Origin of the sequence: Chryseobacterium sp. MYb264 (assembly GCF_035974275.1) — a bacterium.
In the GTDB taxonomy this organism is placed as follows: domain Bacteria; phylum Bacteroidota; class Bacteroidia; order Flavobacteriales; family Weeksellaceae; genus Chryseobacterium.
The window spans coordinates 787,023-806,642 of sequence record NZ_CP142422.1; the positions used below are offsets into that span (position 1 = coordinate 787,023).

Annotated in this window: 18 protein-coding genes; 9 read left to right on the plus strand and 9 right to left on the minus strand. The window is 35.4% G+C overall.

Features of this window, described 5'->3' with window-relative positions; translation table 11 throughout:
• Positions 1-142 precede the first annotated feature (142 nt).
• The 5 genes from VUJ46_RS03430 to VUJ46_RS03450 all read right to left on the minus strand — a co-directional run bounded on the left by VUJ46_RS03430 (position 143) and on the right by VUJ46_RS03450 (position 5,415).
• Positions 143-2,842 (minus strand): PD-(D/E)XK nuclease family protein, encoded by a 2,700-nt coding sequence (locus VUJ46_RS03430; RefSeq protein WP_326983615.1) that lies wholly within the window; start codon positions 2,840-2,842, stop codon positions 143-145.
• Positions 2,839-3,369, minus strand: coding sequence for a DUF922 domain-containing protein (locus tag VUJ46_RS03435; protein WP_326983616.1), 531 nt, complete (start codon positions 3,367-3,369; stop codon positions 2,839-2,841). The genes VUJ46_RS03430 and VUJ46_RS03435 overlap by 4 nt, the downstream gene beginning before the upstream one ends.
• A gap of 2 nt (positions 3,370-3,371) precedes the next feature.
• A complete protein-coding gene (locus VUJ46_RS03440; protein WP_326983617.1) occupies positions 3,372-3,788 on the minus strand; it encodes a hypothetical protein in 417 nt (138 codons plus the stop codon).
• A 64-nt stretch (positions 3,789-3,852) separates the two neighbouring features.
• Entirely contained in the window at positions 3,853-4,488 is a 636-nt protein-coding gene (gene rsmG, locus VUJ46_RS03445; RefSeq protein WP_326983618.1) for a 16S rRNA (guanine(527)-N(7))-methyltransferase RsmG, read from the minus strand.
• Positions 4,489-4,584: 96 nt separating this feature from the next.
• A complete protein-coding gene (locus tag VUJ46_RS03450; RefSeq protein WP_326983619.1) occupies positions 4,585-5,415 on the minus strand; it encodes a GLPGLI family protein in 831 nt (276 codons plus the stop codon).
• Between the two features lie 139 nt (positions 5,416-5,554).
• On the opposite strand from VUJ46_RS03450, the gene VUJ46_RS03455 reads away from it, so the two are divergent.
• Positions 5,555-6,748 carry a pyridoxal phosphate-dependent aminotransferase gene (locus tag VUJ46_RS03455; RefSeq protein WP_326983620.1) on the plus strand — a complete coding sequence of 398 codons (1,194 nt, stop codon included), beginning with the start codon at positions 5,555-5,557 and terminating at the stop codon, positions 6,746-6,748.
• A 33-nt stretch (positions 6,749-6,781) separates the two neighbouring features.
• Positions 6,782-9,721: a M16 family metallopeptidase gene (locus tag VUJ46_RS03460; protein ID WP_326983621.1), complete on the plus strand. Its 2,940-nt coding sequence runs from the start codon at positions 6,782-6,784 to the stop codon at positions 9,719-9,721.
• 231 nt (positions 9,722-9,952) lie between these two features.
• Here VUJ46_RS03460 and VUJ46_RS03465 read toward each other — a convergent pair whose 3' ends face one another.
• Positions 9,953-11,401 (minus strand): IS1182 family transposase, encoded by a 1,449-nt coding sequence (locus VUJ46_RS03465; protein ID WP_326980898.1) that lies wholly within the window; start codon positions 11,399-11,401, stop codon positions 9,953-9,955.
• 550 nt (positions 11,402-11,951) lie between these two features.
• Between VUJ46_RS03465 and VUJ46_RS03470 the strand changes: the two genes are divergently transcribed.
• The 3 genes from VUJ46_RS03470 (at position 11,952) to VUJ46_RS03480 (ending at position 13,262) form a co-directional block, all read left to right on the plus strand.
• On the plus strand, positions 11,952-12,584 hold the full coding sequence (locus tag VUJ46_RS03470; protein WP_225686235.1) for a peroxiredoxin: 633 nt from the start codon (positions 11,952-11,954) through the stop codon (positions 12,582-12,584).
• 122 nt (positions 12,585-12,706) lie between these two features.
• Positions 12,707-13,012: a thioredoxin family protein gene (locus tag VUJ46_RS03475; RefSeq protein WP_047402181.1), complete on the plus strand. Its 306-nt coding sequence runs from the start codon at positions 12,707-12,709 to the stop codon at positions 13,010-13,012.
• A 1-nt stretch (position 13,013) separates the two neighbouring features.
• Entirely contained in the window at positions 13,014-13,262 is a 249-nt protein-coding gene (locus VUJ46_RS03480) for a DUF6952 family protein (protein ID WP_072959348.1), read from the plus strand.
• A 155-nt stretch (positions 13,263-13,417) separates the two neighbouring features.
• Here the strand turns inward: VUJ46_RS03480 and VUJ46_RS03485 are convergent, their stop codons facing one another.
• Genes VUJ46_RS03485 through VUJ46_RS03495 form a run of 3 tightly spaced genes read right to left on the minus strand, consistent with a single transcriptional unit; the run spans position 13,418 to position 15,664 of the window.
• On the minus strand, positions 13,418-14,104 hold the full coding sequence (locus tag VUJ46_RS03485; RefSeq protein ID WP_326983622.1) for a Bax inhibitor-1/YccA family protein: 687 nt from the start codon (positions 14,102-14,104) through the stop codon (positions 13,418-13,420).
• Positions 14,105-14,121: 17 nt separating this feature from the next.
• Positions 14,122-14,583, minus strand: coding sequence for a peptidylprolyl isomerase (locus tag VUJ46_RS03490; protein WP_326983623.1), 462 nt, complete (start codon positions 14,581-14,583; stop codon positions 14,122-14,124).
• A gap of 46 nt (positions 14,584-14,629) precedes the next feature.
• The gene (locus tag VUJ46_RS03495; RefSeq protein WP_326983624.1) at positions 14,630-15,664 is read right to left on the minus strand and encodes an acyl-CoA reductase; all 1,035 of its coding nucleotides are present in this window, start codon (positions 15,662-15,664) and stop codon (positions 14,630-14,632) included.
• A gap of 59 nt (positions 15,665-15,723) precedes the next feature.
• Here VUJ46_RS03495 and VUJ46_RS03500 point away from each other — a divergent pair, with 59 nt between their 5' ends.
• The 4 genes from VUJ46_RS03500 (at position 15,724) to VUJ46_RS03515 (ending at position 19,600) form a co-directional block, all read left to right on the plus strand.
• On the plus strand, positions 15,724-16,074 hold the full coding sequence (locus VUJ46_RS03500; RefSeq protein ID WP_074228974.1) for a 4Fe-4S binding protein: 351 nt from the start codon (positions 15,724-15,726) through the stop codon (positions 16,072-16,074).
• A gap of 126 nt (positions 16,075-16,200) precedes the next feature.
• Positions 16,201-17,265: a 3-phosphoserine/phosphohydroxythreonine transaminase gene (gene serC / locus VUJ46_RS03505; protein ID WP_326983625.1), complete on the plus strand. Its 1,065-nt coding sequence runs from the start codon at positions 16,201-16,203 to the stop codon at positions 17,263-17,265.
• Positions 17,266-17,389: 124 nt separating this feature from the next.
• Positions 17,390-18,352: a D-2-hydroxyacid dehydrogenase gene (locus VUJ46_RS03510; RefSeq protein WP_326983626.1), complete on the plus strand. Its 963-nt coding sequence runs from the start codon at positions 17,390-17,392 to the stop codon at positions 18,350-18,352.
• 3 nt (positions 18,353-18,355) lie between these two features.
• Positions 18,356-19,600: a DUF1015 domain-containing protein gene (locus tag VUJ46_RS03515; RefSeq protein WP_326983627.1), complete on the plus strand. Its 1,245-nt coding sequence runs from the start codon at positions 18,356-18,358 to the stop codon at positions 19,598-19,600.
• Positions 19,601-19,620: the final 20 nt, after the last annotated feature.

Sequence of the window (19,620 nt, forward strand, 5' to 3'; positions counted from 1 at the left end):
TAGAAGAAAGTCTGGTCGTATTGATCAGGCTTTTTTTACGAGCATAAATTGCATGAAAAATTTAAGTTCTTATTGAAAATAATTAAATTAAAGTTGGAATTCAATCACTTGGCTCTTTTTACCTTCAACTTTTTACTTTAACTTAATGAGAAAAAGTTTTCATATTTTCTATAAAATTCATCTCTGGGTTCAAAATTTCCAAAATGAGATTTTTAACAGACTCCATTGCATTATCAATGGTTCCTTTTTCGAATTGCAGAGAGACTACCCCTTTTCGGGCTTCGGCAAAACTCCAGATTCCTGTTTCTACAGGCAATCCCCAAAATTCAGGTAAGCTTTGAATGACATATTGGTAAATGCACAACTGTAAAGCCTGCTTTCTGTCCCCATTGTGAAAATAGTCTGCTTCGTTTTCCGCATCGATTTTAACGATTAGATTTTTAATTTTCGCTGTTTTGTAGTCGATAATTCTGACGGTTCCGTTAAGCTTATCAATTCTGTCTATATATCCTAAAAAGGAAACTTTGTCTTTCGTTGCTTCATCCAAGTAAAAATCTACATTTTCAAACTTTCTTTCAATATCAACAATCTCTAATTTATTACCGCTTTTCACCAGTTCAAGATCATGATTAAGAATGTTTTCTATCACCTTTTTGGCGATGGCCTTATGAATGAAATTCATTCCTTTTTCATAGAATTCTGGCTGATGTTTCAACTTTTCTATCGCAATATCAATGTACTTGTCAATGGCTTTAATTGATTCTTTTAAATCACTTTCTTTTAAAACCTTACCTTTTAAAGCATCATAGATTTCCTGAAGTGAGTAATGAACGAGGTTTCCATAGTTCCTTACCGATAATTCTTCTTCGATTTCATCGGTTTCTGAAGTTTTTAGGATCTTGGAAAGATAAAAATCTATCGGATTATAAAGATAACTTGTAAGATGGGATGCCGACACCTTTTCTTTCCATCGGATTAACTGCTGAAGAACGATATCAGTCTTCGAAATCTCAATAGGTTCTGTAATAATAGGCTCTGAAGAATTTTCAATGATTAAATGTTCAATCTTATGAGCGCTTTCCATCTCAATCTGGGTGATAAATCTGCTTCTCTCCCCTGTATTTACTCCGGAACTTAAAGCATTGAACAGGAGATGAACATTCTCCGCATCCTGAATCAACCGATAAAAATGGTAGGCATAAATCCCGTCATTTTCCAAAAATGTATGAAGGTTAAAAAACCTGCGGATATCAAAGGGAATATAGGTATTCTGTGAATTTCCCAAAGGCAGTTTACCCTCATTAACAGAAAGTAAAATTACATTTTCAAAATTCAGAAGACGGGTCTCCAGCAGCCCCATAATTTGAAGACCTCTGAGGGGCTCTCCCTGAAAATCAATACTCTCAGAATTGATATGTTGGTTGATCAGAACTTCCAGTGTTTCCATCTTTATCTCAAAACGATAGGGCGAAAGCTGATTTTTAATGATTCTGAAAGCATTCTCGAAATGCGAAATATTTTCATACTGAATATCATCGATATCAAACCATTTGATCTTTTGACAGTAATCGATCAGCTGATCCAGATATTCACTTACAGAAAAAGCATTTTGTAATAATCCGTAATATGACAATTCTCCCAATAGCTCCTGCAGGAGTTTTCTGGAAATGTAGACGATATTTCTTTCCTCAATTTTTGTTTTGAAACCTGCAATAATGATTTCATCTTCAGCAGACTTTGGCAGCTCCTCAAGAATCGGAAACAAATCTCTGTAATAGTAAGACGATTTATTTTTCTCTAACTGCTTCTGAAGATAAAACAGTTGCTTTACCGCATTGGAGAAAGAAAGGTTTTTCAATGGAAAACCCATGGTAATATTCAAATTTTCGACCGCATGCATCACATCAAGACTTGCGGGAAGTAAATTTTCATCCAGTAAAACCAGCGCTGTATTCGAAAAAGTTTTATTTTCTATTTGTTTAAATATTTCCGGTAAAATTTTAGTTTGCGTGATATTTCCGGAAACTTCATATATCTTGATATTTTTAGGTTGATTGAAATCATCTTCAATCCAGTTAAATTCACGGTCTTCGGTAAATTCTTTCCATGTTTTATGATTTCTCAAAAACTTACCGGCTTCCTGTCTTTCGTCATCAAAATAATAACGGTCCGCCTGAAAAAAACACTGCCCTTTATTATACTGCAGGAGGCTTCTTACCAGCTTTTCCTCAACAGGAGTAAATGCATTAAATCCACAGAAAACAAATTGCTCAGACGTATTTTTAGCAAAAAGATCAATACCGGCCTTTGCCGTTTCATGAATCATTCCTGAAGTCGCCCAGTTCTTTTCACTCAGCTTCTGTTTTAAAGTAGGCAGGAAAATGTTCATGTTTTTCCAGAAATTAAGAAATTTTTTTCTCGGCAATTCATCGTCATCACCTAAATCCTGAGCCCATTCTTTAATACGTTCCTCATCAAACATATATTGAAGAACTGCCTGGTCGCTGTCTGAAAATTTTAAAATATCATCCCAGTCCTTTTGTAAAGTAGGGAACCATTTTAGAAAATCGGCAAAATCATCATTCGGAATAAGGTTAAGACTTCTGTAAACGTCAAAGGCAAAAAGCCACAAAGAAATTCCCTGAATAGGCTGTTTATCAGCTATTTTATCAATCAGTTCCTCTACAGTGACAAAGTTAGGCAAAAAGCCGGAATACTTATTTTCTTCCAGAATCTGACGAATAAAAACAATGGGTCTTTTTCCGGGTAAAACGATGTTGAACGCGGAGAGATCTGTATTTTGTGCGAGTAATTCGCGGATGATTTTATTGAGGAATTTCAAGAGGTTTTAAAGCTGTTTAAATTTTCTAATTCGTCTGAAATGATTTGGTTGTATTGAGCCTGTTTTTCTTTATTTACTCCGTGTTGGGTTTCCTTATCGTAAAGAATCTGAAAATTCTGGTAATCTTTTAATGTTTTGATATAAATTGCCTGAAAATATTTATTGAATTCTCCAGAGGTTCTCACCTTTTCCGAAACTTGTTTTCTTAATTTTCTGGCAAAAATTTCAGCGATATCAAAGTGTTTTTGTTCATGAACCAAAACATAATCTGTAATACGCTTCGTATCTTTCCACGATTTATCTTCATTAAAAACAGATTGTATCGTTAATTTTACAGGCACTTTGGGATCTGAAGACTTTACAACTTCGTATTGAATTCCACAGTTGGTATAGGCAACCACATTTGCTCCGCCACGACGGTTAACCGTACTTTTAAAATTATCCCAAACCAGTTTTTTATTTTCATTCCAGGGGATCTTCTGACAAAAAAGAGAAGTTGAGAGAAGTAAAAATGCTAAAAACTTCAATATTAAAGAGGTTTAACGATAATCGTTCTCGTAATCCAGTTATCTCCACCTGCCCAAAACTTGAACGTATACGTTCCCGCTTCCTGAGGACTGAAATTAATCTGCCCCGATGCAGCATGGTTATTTGTCCCGCAGATTCCGGTGGTAATATATTTATAAGAAGTTACCGTTCTCGTTAAATTTTCACCATTTACATAATCGTATCCGTAAAATCCCTCACACATGGAACCGTAGGTTGAAAAGGTCTTGATAGCCTGAACCCCCAGAACATCCATGGTATCTTTAGGAATATTCACACTGTCAATTTTTATTTTTTCCACTGCTTTCACCGTTTCATAATTTTCATCATCATCATTACAGGATGCAGCTATAAAACCTAAAATCAGCGCAGAAAATCCAATATTGAGAAACTTTTTCATAATACAAATATTTTAAATCTCTTATACTTATTTTTAACAAAACTAATTCTTAATTTATGCTAAATTAAGAATTAAAATTGCCTTTTGATAAATAAACCACTTTTTTGGTGTCATAAAATTCTTCATCAAAATAGCTTTTCAGGTTAAAGATTTCACATTTCAGTCCGGCAAGCTCTTCAGCTAAATCTCCGCCTTTTAAGTATAAAATACCATTGTGCTTCGGGTTAAACTGCTCTTTTTCAAACTTGCCTTTTAGCCATCTTAAAAATTCCGGCATCTGCGTTACGGCACGGCTTACTACAAAATGGAATTTTTCCTTTAATTTTTCCGCTCTTCCGTGAATGGCCGTTACGTTTGTTAATCCCACTCCTTCGGCCACTGCATTCACAACTGTAATTTTCTTTCCAATAGAATCAATTAAAGTAAATTGTACTTCCGGAAATAAAATCGCCAAAGGAATTCCCGGAAATCCACCGCCCGTTCCAATGTCCAATACTTTTGTTCCCGGCGCAAATTCCATCACTTTTGCAACTCCAAGAGAATGCAAAATATGTTTTTCGTACAGAGATTCCATATCTTTTCTGGAAATCACATTAATCTTTTCATTCCATTCATTGTATAAAGTTTCCAGTTTTGAAAACTGTTCAAGCTGGTTTTCGGTAAGATTCGGAAAGTATTTTAATAGTAACGTTGTAGACATCTGAATTATTATAAAACGCAAAAATAAGTTTTTATTCGCTTTATTCAAACTGGAAAGCCGTAAATAAAAAAGACTGTCCGAAGACAGCCGTATGATTTATTGAATATCCTTCTCAATCGGATTGTTTGTTCTCTGTAATTTTTTGGACAGTGCTGCATCGAAATCTTTCGATTTTTTTAATTCATTCATGTTGAACGTCCCGATAAATCCGTCTTTCAGATGAATTCCAATCGTGTCGTCCTTCGAATTCATATTCAGAGATTCTATATCGTCATTGATATTTCCCGAATCGTTGGCAAGATATTTTTTATAATCTTTATAAGTCAGCAACTTGGTATTTTTAGGTACGAAAGAAAATATATTTTTCACTTTTTTAATCTGAATCAAATTAAATTCATGATCAGAATTTGTATCTTTCATTTTAACAATCAGCCCCGGAAGGCCTGTAAACTTATAAGGTCCGTCACTAATCGGATAGTCTTTGCTAAACCATGCTTCCCAGTTTCTTCCTTTATAAAAAGTGGTTGCTTTTTGGCAATTTAGAGTATTTATGGTAGAAAATTCCTTTTTTATTTCCCATTTCGGAATATCAGAATCAGGAATCATAAGTTGGACATTTTTATATTTATCATAAAAATTCATCCTCTTTTTAGCATAATCTTTCTCAATAATATAGCCCAGATTCCTGTCATATTTTTTCGACGTTAATAACTGACCGTAATTCTGATCTGCACGATACGTAGAATCCCGCTCATATTTCACTGCATTATAAAAAAACGATTGTTTTCCGTCTGAATCAAGATTCATAAAGTCGGTAATCAGAGAATCATTTTTACTGATATCAGGTTTCATTTTGTATTCGTAGACAAAGCGATAATTCTGAGCAGAGAAAAAAGAGGCCAAAAGAAAGAATAAAAGTCTGTACATGTTTTTTAGTCATTATTAGTTCTTTTCAAAAATAACAATAAGATATTTCTCAGCAATACAGAATTAAGCTTTAGATTATATTAAAATTGATATTTTTTTATTATATATTTGTTCGAAAAGCAAAAAAAGACGATATATAATGAATAAACTTTCAGACAGAGTCAACAGACTGGGGTACTCTCAAACTTTCGTGATGTCTAACAAAGCCAGAGAAATGAAGGCTAACGGAATCAATGTCATCAGCTTAACACTTGGAGAACCTGATTTTGACGTTCCCGATAATATTAAAAAGGCCGCCTTTGATGCCATTAACGAAAACTACAGTCACTACTCTCCTGTTCCGGGATTTTTAGAACTTCGCCAGGCAATTGTCAACAAACTTAAAAGAGATAATAATTTAGAATACAAGCCTTCTCAAATCTGTGTTGCGAACGGTGCTAAACAGTCTATTATTAATGTCTTGGCAGCCCTTGTGAATGATGGTGATGAAGTCATTCTTCCAAATCCTTATTGGGTAAGTTACGATGAAATGGTGAAAATGATGGGTGGAAATTCTGTAATGCTTCCTACATCTTACGTCACTGATTTTAAAATAACAGCGGAACAGCTGGAAGAAGCTATTACCGATAAAACAAAAGCGGTCCTTTTCAGCTCGCCATGCAATCCTTCAGGCGGATATTATACCTATGATGAGTTGCAGTCAATCGCTAAAGTAGTGGCGAAGTATCCTCACGTAACAATAATTTCAGACGAGATCTACGAGTATATTAACTACGAGACCAAAACAACTTCTATTGCGCAATTTCCTGAAGTATACGAGCAAACTGCGGTCATCAACGGAATGTCTAAAGCATTTGCCATGACAGGATGGAGAATTGGATATTCAGCATGCCCGCAGTGGTTGGCTGAAGCGTGTGAAAAAGTTCAGGGACAAATGACCAGCGGCGCAAATACCGTTGCACAAAGAGCTTCTATTGTTGCTTTAAATACAGATCCTTCAGAGTATAAATACATGATCGACGCTTTCAAAGTAAGAAGAGATCTTGTGTATGATCTGATGAAAGAAATTCCGGGGTTTAAAGTGCTTTTACCAAAAGCTGCTTTCTATTTCTTCCCTGATATTTCTCATTATATCGGTAAAACATTAGACGGAACAGAAATTAAAGATTCTGATGATTTCGCGATGTTCCTTCTTGAGCATGCTCATGTAGGCTGCGTAGGAGGTGTCTCTTTCGGAAGCCCGGAATGTATCCGATTTTCCTATGCAGCTTCAGAAGAGGAATTGAGAGAAGCGATGAGAAGAATTAAAGAGTTATTGGATAAATTTAACTAGACGAAACAATCAAAACTTAACATGAATTAAAGAATGAACTTTTTAAAGAAACTCACCATTGCTACAAGCATTGCTGCAGCAAGCTATTGCGGATATGCTTACGGGCAGGATTTCCAGTGGAAAGAAGCACAATCCAACGGTTATACTTATAAATATGTTACCAATGACCCCACTTCAGCGAGATATTATACACTGAAAAACGGTTTAACGGTTATTTTAAGTCCGACAAAAAAAGAACCTAGGATTCAGACTTTTATTGCTACAAAAGCAGGAAGTAAGACCGATCCGGCAGATCACACCGGTTTGGCGCATTATCTTGAGCATATGCTCTTCAAAGGGACTGATAAATTCGGTTCCAAGGACTGGTCTAAAGAAAAGCCTCTTTTAGATAAGATCGATGGTCTTTACGAGAAATATAACTCCACCAAAGACGAAGCGAAAAGAAAGGAAATCTATAAGGAAATCGATAAAGTTTCAGGAGAAGCTGCAAAATATGCCATCGCCAATGAGTACGACAAAATGCTGACAGGAATGGGGGCAGACGGCACGAATGCTTTTACTTCATTCGAACAGACCGTTTATACCGAAGATATCCCGGCAAATGCTACCGATAAGTTTTTAGCTGTTCAGGCAGAAAGATTCAGACAGCCGATTTTAAGACTTTTCCATACCGAACTGGAAGCTGTTTATGAAGAAAAAAACAGAGGTCTGGATAACGATGGAAGCAAAGTAATAGAATCTATGTTTGCCGCGATGTTCCCTAATAACAATTATGGAAAGCAGACGACCATCGGGACGATTGAACATTTAAAAAATCCTTCGTTAAAGGCAATCAGAGAATATTTTAATAATTATTATGTTCCCAACAACATGGGAATTATTATGTCGGGAGATTTTAATCCTGATGAAATGATTGCAAAAATCGACAAGGATTTTGCTTACATGAAAAGTAAACCTGTCCCTGAATACAGGCCGGGTCAGGAAAGTGCGATCTCCTCTCCTATTATAAGAGAAGTTTCGGGGCCAACTCCTGAAAACATCATGATTGGCTTCAGATTTCCGGGAGCCTCCACAAAAGATGCAAGATTGCTGAACTTTGTTGGAAGCATGCTTACGAACGGACAGGCCGGATTAATTGATCTTGATCTGGTTAAAAAGCAAAAATTACTAAGTGCCTATGCGTTCCCCTACGCCTTGAAGGACTACTCGGTACTTTTATTACAGGGTAATCCTACGGAAGGGCAATCTCTGGATGAAGTAAAAACATTATTGCTTCAGGAAATCGATAAATTAAGAAAAGGTGAATTTTCAGATGAGTTGATTCAGTCGATTGTTAATAACGAAAAGAAAAACGTCATTCAGAAGTATGAAAAATATACTTCCAGAGCCGAATCTTTAATGGATGAATTTACTTCTGAAGTCGATCACAAGACCCAGCTGGAATACATTGAGGAAATTTCAAAATTGACCAAGAAAGATATTATAGATTTTGCTTCAAAATATCTTAAAGACAACAATTATGTAGCTGTTTACAAGAGAAAGGGAGAAGATAAAAATATTGTTAAAGTAGACAAACCAGCCATCACACCAGTTTCTGTAAACAGAGACGACCAGTCTCCTTTCCTGAAAAAAATCGATGCTATGCCTGAAGCTCCTAATGCTCCGGTTTGGCTGAATTACGATCAGGATATTGCTAAAAATAAATTATCCGGTGTAGACGTTCTTTCTGTAAAAAATACAGACAATGAACTTTTCAGAATGTATTATCATTTTGATTCCGGAAAATGGAATAATAAAATACTTCCTTTAGCTGCAGAATATTTACAATATTTAGGAACAAAGAGTAAATCCTCAGAAGACATCAGTAAAGAGTTTTACAAACTGGCTTCAAGCTTTAATGTAAGTGCTGGCAATGAAGAAACCTATGTAAGCATAGAAGGACTGAATGAAAACTTCGATAAAACGGCGGCACTGTTTGAAGATTTAATTAAAAACTGTGTTGCAGATCAAAATGCTTTAGATTCTTACAAAGCAAGATTAAAAAAAGCAAGAGCTAACGCAAAACAGAATAAAAGCGCAATCATGAGCGGATTGAGAAGTTATGCACAGTATGGCCCTCAAAACCCATTTAATAATGTTTTAAGCGACGCTGAACTGGATGCGTTGAAAGCTGAAGATTTAATTAATGTACTTCATGATTTGTTTAATTTTAAACATAAAGTCCTTTACTACGGTCCAAAATCAGGAAATGAACTTACAGCGGCACTAACACCAATTCATAAGGTTTCAAATTCACTGAAAGAAATGCCGAAGTCTAAAACCTTTGCACAGATTCCAACGGACAAGAATAAGGTTTTGTTTGCGCATTATGACATGGTACAGGCCGAGGTATTCTGGGTAAGAAACAGTGATCCTTATAATGCGAGCATAACGCCTACGGTTAATTTGTTCAATAATTATTTCGGTGGCGGAATGGGTTCTGTTGTTTTCCAGACGATCAGGGAATCGAAAGCTTTAGCCTATTCTACATATTCTTATTTTTCACTTCCAAGCAAAAAAGATGATAAGGATATGATTACAGCGTACGTTGGAACTCAGGCTGATAAATTCAATGAGTCTACAACGGCAATGAACGAGCTATTAACAACCCTTCCAAAGTCTGATCAGCTGTTTGCAACTGCGAAAAGCGGGTTGAGAAAATCAATTGCAGCGGAAAGAATTACTCAGGACGGTATCATCTTTAGCTATTTAAGAGCTCAAAAGCTTGGAAATAATTATGACATCAGAAAAAACACCTATGAGCAGGCTCCGAAATTAACATTTACAGACATTAATAACTTCCATGATAAAGAGATGAAAGGTAAAAATTACACCTATTGTCTAGTAGCCTCTCAAGATAAGGTAGAAGAAGCCGATATGCAGAAGCTTGGAGAAGTAAAAAAACTTAATTTATCCGAAATTTTCGGGTATTAACATGAAGATCAATTTCTAAAGACTGTCCTAAAAAGACGAGGGCACTGAAAAACCCCGTTCATATAGAATTACCAATTGATTTGGATTTAGAATTAAGAGTTTATTACGAAAATTAAACCTTCGTAATAAGCTTTTTTTCTTTTTTTCAGTATCAAATTTTTGAGGTTTAACGGGATTGATATTGCGCCACGCCTGCGATGTTTATAAAAGACGGAGTATAGATCGATTTCTCTATATTAATTTCAGGATTCTCTTCAAATTGACAGTGAAAATAGCCATTGCACCCTGCATTTGCATATTTTCAATACCATTTGCAATCGCCCTGTCGTAGCCGTGTACGTTTTTAAGCTCGCTGTTTTTGGCTTCGATTTTATAGCGGTGTTTCGATTTTTCTTTGTAATAATCGCTTTCCTGAAAAATCATTTGCTCCTTATGTAAGTCTGATTTTATGGAAACCGAATAAGTTTTAGATTTTGCTCCTTCTTTATAACATCCTTCTTTTAATGGGCAAACCTTGCATTTTTCAATATCAAAATAATAGGTATCCACTTGATTTCCGCCTACGTGTTTCTTCCCGCCACGAGCTTTGCGAATCGCCAAATGCCCTGCAGGACACACAAAACGGTCGGCATCTTTATTGTAATCAAAACGGTCTTCATCTTTTCGAAAACCCTGGGTGATGGAAGGATTAAGTCTGGCTACTATTTTAATATTTTGTTCGCCCGCAATTTTCAGATTTTCTTTTCCGCTGTAAGCAGCGTCACCAATGATGGCATCTACCTCCATCCCGTTGTCCTGGCTCATCTGCAGTAATTTTGGCAGTTCCGGGCCGTCGCCTTTTTCTCCCGAAGTTACCACGGCCGCCGTAATAATCCGCTCTTCGCTCATCGCCAAGTGCGTTTTGTATCCGAAAAAAGAACTGTCAGCCGATTTGTGACCCGTTTTAGCGTCGGCATCTTTTGAAAAAACCATCTGCTCCCCGGTGTCTCTCACTGTTTCCTTCAAAAGATTCAGCTTCTCCTTTACAGCAGGAATCTCCCTGATAGAAGCTTCGTTTTCAATGCGTTTTTCGAGTTCTCTGCAATAATCCAATTCTTTGTTTAAATCATTTTCAATATTTTTTGAGGGCATTTTAGTTTTAAATTCTTCATCAAACTGATAAACGGTCTTGCGAAGCAGTTTTGAGCGCTCCCGCAATACTTCTATCGTTGAAAAAGGATTGCTCATCGACAAGGTGTGAGTGGCATCTACAATGATGGATCTGGATTTGATGATGCCTTTTTCAATCGCAATACTCACGGTTTTACCAATGAGCAAGCTTAAAAGATCACTATCTTTCAAACGCAGTTTTCTGAATTTTGTAAGGGAACTGGGATTGATTACATCTTCTTCCGGAGTCATATCCAAGAAATATTTAAAGGACATATCATACCGGGAACGCTCTACCACATCTACATCAGAAACTGTATAAATACTTTTTAAAAGCAGGTATTTAAACATCCGTACCGGACTTTCAGCATTGCGACCATTGTTTAAGCAGTATTTGCTCAAAAGCTCATCATAGATGAAAGAAAAATCAATCAGCTCATTAATTTTTCTAAGAAGGTTTTCCTTCGGTACAATTAAATCATACAAACCGGAATAGGCACTCAACGGAAGTTTTTCTTGCTGTATTAACATTTGCTTTGCTATTGAAATTTACATTGAAGATAAAAAAATAAGCAAAACTTTTAAAGTTTTGCTTATTTTTTTTAATGAAGTTTACTTTTTCAGTGCCCTCAAAAAGACAGTCTTTTTTTTTAGTAGATCTGAGCCCAACTCTATACCTGTATTGAGATTTAATAAAAACTTCTGAAAAAATGAAAAATAAAAACAAATGAAAGGTGAAAAAAAATTACTTACAGTTCCTTACCGTTTATTTCAGAAAACATATTTTTAAATGATCATCGCGTATAAAATCCTTTTACCGAAGGTCAATACTTTATTTTAGAAGGATTAAAATAAAGCCTAAATTTTAATTGAGGCTTTCTTATTTTAACATCATAGATATAAACTTAAATATTAAAATAAGAATGACCTGTTAATATAAAGAAAAGCACCATTTTAAAGACATCTTATTCCATTTTTAATCAAAAACAATTATAGATTTTATTAATCAAAATTCATTTGTTTGATAGATAAAATGTTTCTATATTTGTATCAGAAATTTAAATATAAAAACGAGAAAATTATGTCTTTAGTAGGAAAAAAATTCCCGAATGTAACGGTAGACGCAATGTCTGAAATGGGTGACGATTTAAGAATCAACATCTTTGAAGAAGCAACAACCAACCAGCAAAAGGTTATTTTGTTCTGGTATCCAAAAGACTTTACTTTTGTATGCCCGACTGAGCTTCATGCTTTTCAAGAAGCTTTAGGTGAATTCGAAAAAAGAAACACGAAAGTAATCGGTGCTTCTTGCGATACGAACGAAGTGCACTTCGCATGGTTGAACGTTTCAAAAGATAACGGAGGTATTGAAGGAGTTACTTACCCACTTTTAGCTGATACACACAGACAATTAGCTAACCTTTTAGGAATTGTAGATCAGGATTTCGAATACAACGAAGAAGGTGAAGAAGTTTTCACTGGTTCTAACGTAACATACAGAGCAACCTATCTGATCGACGAAACGGGGAAAATCTTCCACGAATCTGTAAACGATATGCCTCTTGGTAGAAACGTAAAAGAATATTTAAGATTAATCGATGCTTATACGCACGTTCAGAAGCATGGTGAAGTTTGCCCTGCAAACTGGGAAGAAGGTAAAGAAGCAATGAAAGCTGACAGAACTTCTACTGCTGAGTATTTAGCAAAAAATTAATCAAATTAATATAACAATGTAACAATCTAGCAATGTAACAATAATGTAGCAGGAAATGATATTGGTAAACTGTTGCATTGTTATATTGGTACATTGTTAAATTTTATTCTAAAATTTAACTTATGTATACAGAATTAACAGAAGATACTCTTCAAAATATAGTAAGCGATAACGAAAAAGTAGTTGTACAATACGGTGCTACATGGTGCGGAAACTGCAGAATCATGAAGCCTAAATTCAAAAAATTAGCATCTGAAAACGACAGTATTCCTTTCCTTTATGTGGATGCAGAAAAATTACCGGAAAGCAGAAAACTGGCTAAAGTGGACAACTTACCTACTTTTGCGATCTTTAAAAATGGTGAATTGGTGAATCAGGTTCAGTCTAACCAGGCGGAAAGTTTAATTAATTTATTTAACGAATTATAAGATGAAGTTACCCGTAATCAGACAGTTTTTCCAGAACCAGACTCCTGAAAACCTTGAAAAGACGTTAGAAGTTTTGGAAAGCTTTACAGAGTTCAGAGGAACAACAGAAGAGGATATGAATGTGGCCGGAGAGTTAATCACCAATATCTGCGGAGCTCTTGAAGTTCATGCCAACGTACAAAACGGAATGAGCGAGAAGGATGCTTTAAACTCATTTGCTCAAAAGGTTCTTGGATCAATTGATAAATAAATTTTTGATTAAAAAATTAAAAGATTTAATAATTAAAAATTTTTTACCCCATATAAAAAATAAAATCCCGATGAAAAGACATCAGGATTTTTTGGGTTTATAAAAATGAATGATAAAATTCTTCATTTTTCATTATTAATTCTTCATTAATAAAATTAGCTTCTTCTGCTCATTAAAATTCTTAAAATATACCAGAACAGCAACATAATAGAGGCAAAAAGTTGTAAAGAAGCTCCAACATACTGATCTGTTGTATAAGCATCTTTCAATTTGCTTGTTTGATATAAAATGGTTGCAGACGCTAAAATGACCATTCCTACAGAAAACCAAAGTCCAAGGTTGAATCCAAAGATTGCTCCTCCCACAATTAATCCCAACGCAATAAAACCGCCAATTACGATGATATTTCTAAGGAATGAAAAATCTTTTTTAGAGGTAAAAGCTACCACAGAAATCCCAGCAAACATTGCAATCGTTAACATAGCCGCCTGATAGATCACTACTCCGCCAGCTTGTGCAATAGCAATATAAATCAGAGGAAGGAAAATAATAGCTTCAATGAAAACATAGGCTCCTAACCCTAAATACTGAGTCGATCTACTTTGTGATAAAGACCATTTATTTGCCAGAATAGACGCCAGCCAAAAAGCCCCGATGATCAATAACCAAGTGTATTTTTGAGCAAACATCAATCCTATAATTTCAGCGGGTACAGTATTTATTAAAACTGTTTCCACCGCAATAAATGCAAGAATTGCTAAAGCAACATGCAAATAGGTTTTCTTGTAAAAATCCGCCTTTTCAACATCTTTGGCGTGCGCGACCAAAATATTTGTCATCATAGTTTATTGTTTTTTAATTATTTTACTTTATTCGTTTTTGCAGGTTTTATTCCTAATATTTTTCCGTCTTCTTCAAAAACTGCCGTAACAATTTCACTCGGTGTTTCCTCTTTATCATCAGCATATTTATACTGAATCATTGGATAGGTGCTTCCGTCTTTTAAAATCTTATAGCCTGACTTATAAATTTCAAGCTTTTTGTTAAATTTTATATCTGCCAAAAGCTTTTTATAGACGTTATCTGTCACAACCATTCTTGCTTTTTCAGATAATAATGCATCAGAAGCTTTTCTGTCTGCAACTTTTAAAGCTGTGATAAATTTTGAAAAATTAGCATCAAAAGAAGCGATTTTCTCTTTGCTTAATGCGTCAAATTTCATTTCTTTAGTTTCTCCGCTTTCAATTTTAATGCTTTTCACAGTTTGTGAGAATGCCCATTCAGCAATGAAAACGCTTAGAATCAGAAATAATTTTTTCATATGATTTTAGTGATTTGGTGAAATATTTTGTTGAAGATACAAAGAATTAAATAATTGCTAAAAATTTCATGGTATCGACATTGTCTGCATAAGTATCCAATCCCGGATTTTGTGCTTCGCCTAATTCGACAGACTTCAGACCTAATTCATTTTTAGCCACAATACACTGAATATTTTCTTCATTTTCGATAATAAAACTCTTCACTTCATCCAAAGAAGAATATCTGCTGAAATTAATTACCGAAAGCGGACTGAAAAGTTTATCATCTTCCTTCAGCATAACAAAATTATTATCCCAGAATTTTTCCTGATTTAAAAGGTAAACGGCTCGGTTATAATCATAATTGTTAGCATATTTATTATGATTGATGATCTCCTTAAAATCTAAAAAGTTTTCAAACAACCTGTCAATTACAAAATCTTCAGGAATAAATAATCTGGTTACATTTCTGCAACCCAGACCATAATACAGGAAAATATCTTTTGCTAACAATCTTAATTCTTCATCAGATTCATCACCTTTTAAAACGGCAACAGAAGTTCTGTTTTTTCTGATGATATTTAAACGGTCTTTAAAATAATATTCAAGGTAACGTGCTGTATTATTGCTGCCTGTAGCGATTACGGCATCAAAGTTTTCCAGTTTTTCAACAAATTCAAACTTAACATTTCCTTCAGAAAATTCGTTCCATTTTCTCAATAAAAACGGAATCATATAGCGATCTTTTGAGGACGACTTAATAACCGGAATATGATTGCTCAATACCACAGAAATAACGTCATGAAGACCTACCAGCGGAATATTTCCCGCCAAAATCAACCCTACTCTTTTAGAAATTTTAGAGATTGAGTAATTCGAGATCCAGTTTTTAATACGTTCTTCTGTTAAAAGATCTGCCCACTGCTGTAAAGCAAATCTTTGACTTTCAATAGTAAACCATTGATTTTCCACTTTAGACTTTTGTAAAAGAAGTTCAAAATCAACATCATCCTGATTATAATCGGCTTCATTTTTCGCTAAAAAGTCCTTGATATAATTGCTAAGCCTTGTAAGTCCTAAAACTTGATTTTCAATATTCATAATTACTTTTAAATTGGGGAATATTTTGTAATTTTGTGCAAATTTAAAAAAAATTAGCGATGGCTATTAAAATAACTGATGAATGCATTAATTGCGGAGCCTGTGAACCGGAATGCCCAAACAATGCAATTTATGAAGGAGCGGTAGATTGGAAAGCTTCAGAAGGTACCGAACTTTCAGGTACTGTAACATTGCCTTCAGGCCTTACAGTGGATGCGGATGCACCACAGGAGCCGGTGAGTGATGATGTTTATTTTATTGTAACAGATAAATGTACAGAATGTAAAGGCTTTCATGAAGAGCCACAGTGTGCGGCCGTTTGCCCGGTAGACTGCTGTGTTCCGGATGAAGACCATGTAGAATCTGATGAAGCGCTGCTAAATAAAAAAGCATTCTTGCACGGAGAATAAAAAACTGCCGTCTCATACATTATGAGGCGGTTTTTTGTATATAAAAAGTCATAAATTTCAAATAAGAATCTAAAAATGAAGCTGTAAGGGCAAAATGTTTTTACAGAAAATCCAAAAATTAAAAATATGAGCAAAAAGCACAACTTTAGCGCGGGACCATGTATTTTACCTCAGGAAGTATTCGAAAAATCGGCTGAGGCGATCTTAAATTTCAACGGAATCGGTTTATCTCTTCTTGAAATTTCCCACAGAAGCAAGGATTTTGTAGCAGTAATGGACGAAGCACGCGCGATTGTGAAAAGATTGATGAATCTGGGCGATGATTACGAAGTTTTATATTTAGGAGGTGGTGCTAGCCTGCAGTTTGCGATGGTTCCTTACAATTTGATGAAAGTTGGTGGGAAAGCAGCTTATCTTGATACAGGAACCTGGGCTGCCGGAGCGATTAAAGAAGCTAAAAAAGTAGGAACGGTAGATGTTGTAGGCTCTTCAAAAGAAGAAAATTATTCTTTTGTTCCAAAGGATTATACGGTAGGTGCAGAATACGATTATTTCCACTGTACGTCAAATAATACGATCTACGGAACTCAAATGAAATCTTTCCCAGAAGTTGATACTTTGATGGTTTGTGACATGAGTTCTGATATTTTCTCAAGACAATTGGATTTCTCTAAATTTGATCTAATCTACGCCGGAGCTCAGAAAAACATGGGGCCTGCAGGGGTGACTTTAGTCGTTATCAAAAAAGAAATTCTAGGTAAAACAGGAAGAGAAAATATGTTCTCAATCTTAGATTATTCTCAGCATATTGCTAAAGAATCGATGTACAATACGCCACCGGTTTTCCCTGTTTATGCGTCTTTACTGACTCTTCAAAACTTAGAGAACAACGGGGGAATTGCTGCTGCTGAAGCCAGAAATGAAGCAAAAGCAAAACTTTTATACGATGAGATTGACAGCAATCCTTTATTTGAAACATTCTGTGTTGAAGAAGATCGTTCGTTAATGAATGTTTCTTTCAAATTGACTGACGAAAGTAAAAAAGAGGCTTTCGACAATGCGTGGAAAGCTGCTAATATAAGTGGTTTGAACGGCCACAGAAGTTTAGGAGGATATAGAGCGAGCTTATATAACGCGCTGCCTATCGAAAGCGTACAGGTTTTGGTGGATGTAATGAAATCAATAAAATAATTAAATATATAATAATCAATTGTTTAACTATTATTGAGTATTAGTTTAATTTTTCTTAATTTGCGCAACTATTTAATTTTTTAATCAATTCACTTTTTAAAAAATTTAAATTAAATAAAAAACGATGAAAGTTTTAGCTAACGACGGAATTTCTAAAGCAGGAGAACAGGCATTAAAAGATGCGGGAATTGAAGTTCTGGACAACAGGGTTGCTCAGGATCATGTCATCAATTTCATCAACGAAAACAATGTAGATGTTCTTTTGGTAAGAAGTGCTACGAAAGTAAAGCAAAACCTGATTGATGCCTGCCCCGGTCTTAAAATCATAGGAAGAGGCGGTATCGGAATGGATAATATAGACGTTGAATATGCTATTGATAAAGGAAAATATGTAATCAATACGCCGACTGCTTCCTCAAAATCGGTTGCAGAATTGGTTTTCGGACATTTCTTTTCTCTGGCTAGATTTCTTCACGAATCAAACAGATTAATGCCTTTGGAAGGGGAAACTCATTTCAATGCCATGAAGAAATCGTTCAGCAACGCGTATGAACTTTCAGGGAAAACCTTAGGAGTTATTGGCTTTGGAAGTATTGGGCAGGAGGTAATCAAAATAGGAATTTCTTTGGGAATGAAGGTTAAGGTATTAACCAGAAAACCCAGAACAGAAGTCCTTACACTAAGTTTCTTCGACGGACAGTCGCTGAACTTTGAAATTACTTCTACCAACGATACCGATGCATTTTTAAAAGATGTAGATTTTATAAGCATTAATACTCCTGAGACGAATGAATATGTAATAGACACGCCCCAGTTTGAAAAAATGAAAGACGGAGTCTACCTCGTAAATACTGCAAGAGGCGGTGTGATGAACGAAGTTGCTCTGATTGATTTTATTGAGTCAGGAAAAGTAGCGGGAGCCGCTCTGGATGTTTTTGAAAACGAGCCGAATCCGGAGCTTCCATTGCTAATGAACCCTGCGCTGTCGCTTTCTCCGCACATTGGAGGAAATACAGTAGATGCTCAGGACAAAATCGGAGTTGAACTTGCAGAACAAATTATTAAGTTAAAAGAAACTATAAACTAAAATATGCCTGTTTTTAAACCTTTTCGTGGAATAAGACCTCATAAAGATCATGAGAGCACCTTCCCTACTCACCCTTTGGATAATTTTACCCAAGAGCAGATAGCGGAGAAAGCTCAAGTGGAAAATACTTACATCAATATGATAAAGCCTTATGTTGTAAGTAAATCTAAAGATATTGATAGGAATTTAAGAAAAATCCGTTCTACATTTGAAGAATTAATGGAAGAGAAAAAACTCGTCCAGGACAGTTCTGCCTATTATCTATATGAGCAAATATACCCGAACAAACAGGTTTTCAGAGGGCTTCTTGGGTTAGCAAGCATTGAAGATTTCTGGAATGGGAAGATCAAGAGACACGAAAGTACCATTCCTCAGAAAAAGGAAAAACTGGCACATTATCTTGAAAAGGTAAACCTTCAGGCAGATCCTGTGTTACTTACCTACCCTTCCAATTCTAAGATCGAATTGCTGATGAACCATGAGGAGAAAAACGTTCCTATTTTCAATCATGTAGACAGCATCGGAATCAGACATAAAATCTGGAGAATTGATAACCGTCTGAAACTTCAGCAGTTTAAGGAAGTGATAGACCAGATCGATTCTTTCTACATTGCCGATGGACACCACAGAATTGGTTCTACCGCATTGAATGCCAAACATCAGAAAGACAAAAATAAGAGACATAACGGAACGGAACTTTACAATTTTGTATATAGTTTTATCGTTTCCAACCAATCGATTAAAATTCACGATTATAACAGAATTGTGAGTGATATCAACGGGTTGTCGACTGAAGAATTTTTGAAGGAATTGGAACAGTATTTCCTAATTCACGAAAAAGATCAGAGCGCTTATTATCCATCTCAGAAGTTTCACATTTCGATGTATCTGGATGGGAAATTCTACTCGCTTCACGTGAAGCACGACCTTCGTTCGGCGGAAATGTCTTTGGATAATGTAGATCATCACCTTTTGGATAAATATATCTTTAAGAATATTTTAAAAATTGAAGATTCCGACAGTTCAGATAAAATTTCTTATGTAAAAGGAACTTCAAATATTGAAGGGATCAACATTTTGAAAGAAAAAGTAGACGCAGGAGAAGGAAAAGTAGGATTCGGAATTTATCCGGTAAGTTTTAACGATATGATTAAAATTTCAGATCTAAAACTAAGCATGCCTCCAAAATGCACATTCATTGAGCCTAAATTGGTTACAGCATTGTTAATGTACGATATGAAACCTTAAAATATTCCTTTATTTTCGCT

Excerpts from the sequence above, each read along its gene's own strand:
- rsmG (WP_326983618.1), bottom strand. The coding sequence starts at position 4,488 with ATGTCTACAACGTTACTATTAAAATACTTTCCGAATCTTACCGAAAAC.
- VUJ46_RS03460 (WP_326983621.1), top strand. The coding sequence starts at position 6,782 with ATGAACTTTTTAAAGAAACTCACCATTGCTACAAGCATTGCTGCAGCA.
- VUJ46_RS03495 (WP_326983624.1), bottom strand. The coding sequence starts at position 15,664 with ATGAATATTGAAAATCAAGTTTTAGGACTTACAAGGCTTAGCAATTAT.
- VUJ46_RS03440 (WP_326983617.1), bottom strand. The coding sequence starts at position 3,788 with ATGAAAAAGTTTCTCAATATTGGATTTTCTGCGCTGATTTTAGGTTTT.
- VUJ46_RS03455 (WP_326983620.1), top strand. The coding sequence starts at position 5,555 with ATGAATAAACTTTCAGACAGAGTCAACAGACTGGGGTACTCTCAAACT.
- serC (WP_326983625.1), top strand. The coding sequence starts at position 16,201 with ATGAGCAAAAAGCACAACTTTAGCGCGGGACCATGTATTTTACCTCAG.
- VUJ46_RS03465 (WP_326980898.1), bottom strand. The coding sequence starts at position 11,401 with ATGTTAATACAGCAAGAAAAACTTCCGTTGAGTGCCTATTCCGGTTTG.
- VUJ46_RS03485 (WP_326983622.1), bottom strand. The coding sequence starts at position 14,104 with ATGATGACAAATATTTTGGTCGCGCACGCCAAAGATGTTGAAAAGGCG.
- VUJ46_RS03510 (WP_326983626.1), top strand. The coding sequence starts at position 17,390 with ATGAAAGTTTTAGCTAACGACGGAATTTCTAAAGCAGGAGAACAGGCA.
- VUJ46_RS03490 (WP_326983623.1), bottom strand. The coding sequence starts at position 14,583 with ATGAAAAAATTATTTCTGATTCTAAGCGTTTTCATTGCTGAATGGGCA.
- VUJ46_RS03470 (WP_225686235.1), top strand. The coding sequence starts at position 11,952 with ATGTCTTTAGTAGGAAAAAAATTCCCGAATGTAACGGTAGACGCAATG.
- VUJ46_RS03475 (WP_047402181.1), top strand. The coding sequence starts at position 12,707 with ATGTATACAGAATTAACAGAAGATACTCTTCAAAATATAGTAAGCGAT.
- VUJ46_RS03450 (WP_326983619.1), bottom strand. The coding sequence starts at position 5,415 with ATGTACAGACTTTTATTCTTTCTTTTGGCCTCTTTTTTCTCTGCTCAG.
- VUJ46_RS03515 (WP_326983627.1), top strand. The coding sequence starts at position 18,356 with ATGCCTGTTTTTAAACCTTTTCGTGGAATAAGACCTCATAAAGATCAT.
- VUJ46_RS03480 (WP_072959348.1), top strand. The coding sequence starts at position 13,014 with ATGAAGTTACCCGTAATCAGACAGTTTTTCCAGAACCAGACTCCTGAA.
- VUJ46_RS03500 (WP_074228974.1), top strand. The coding sequence starts at position 15,724 with ATGGCTATTAAAATAACTGATGAATGCATTAATTGCGGAGCCTGTGAA.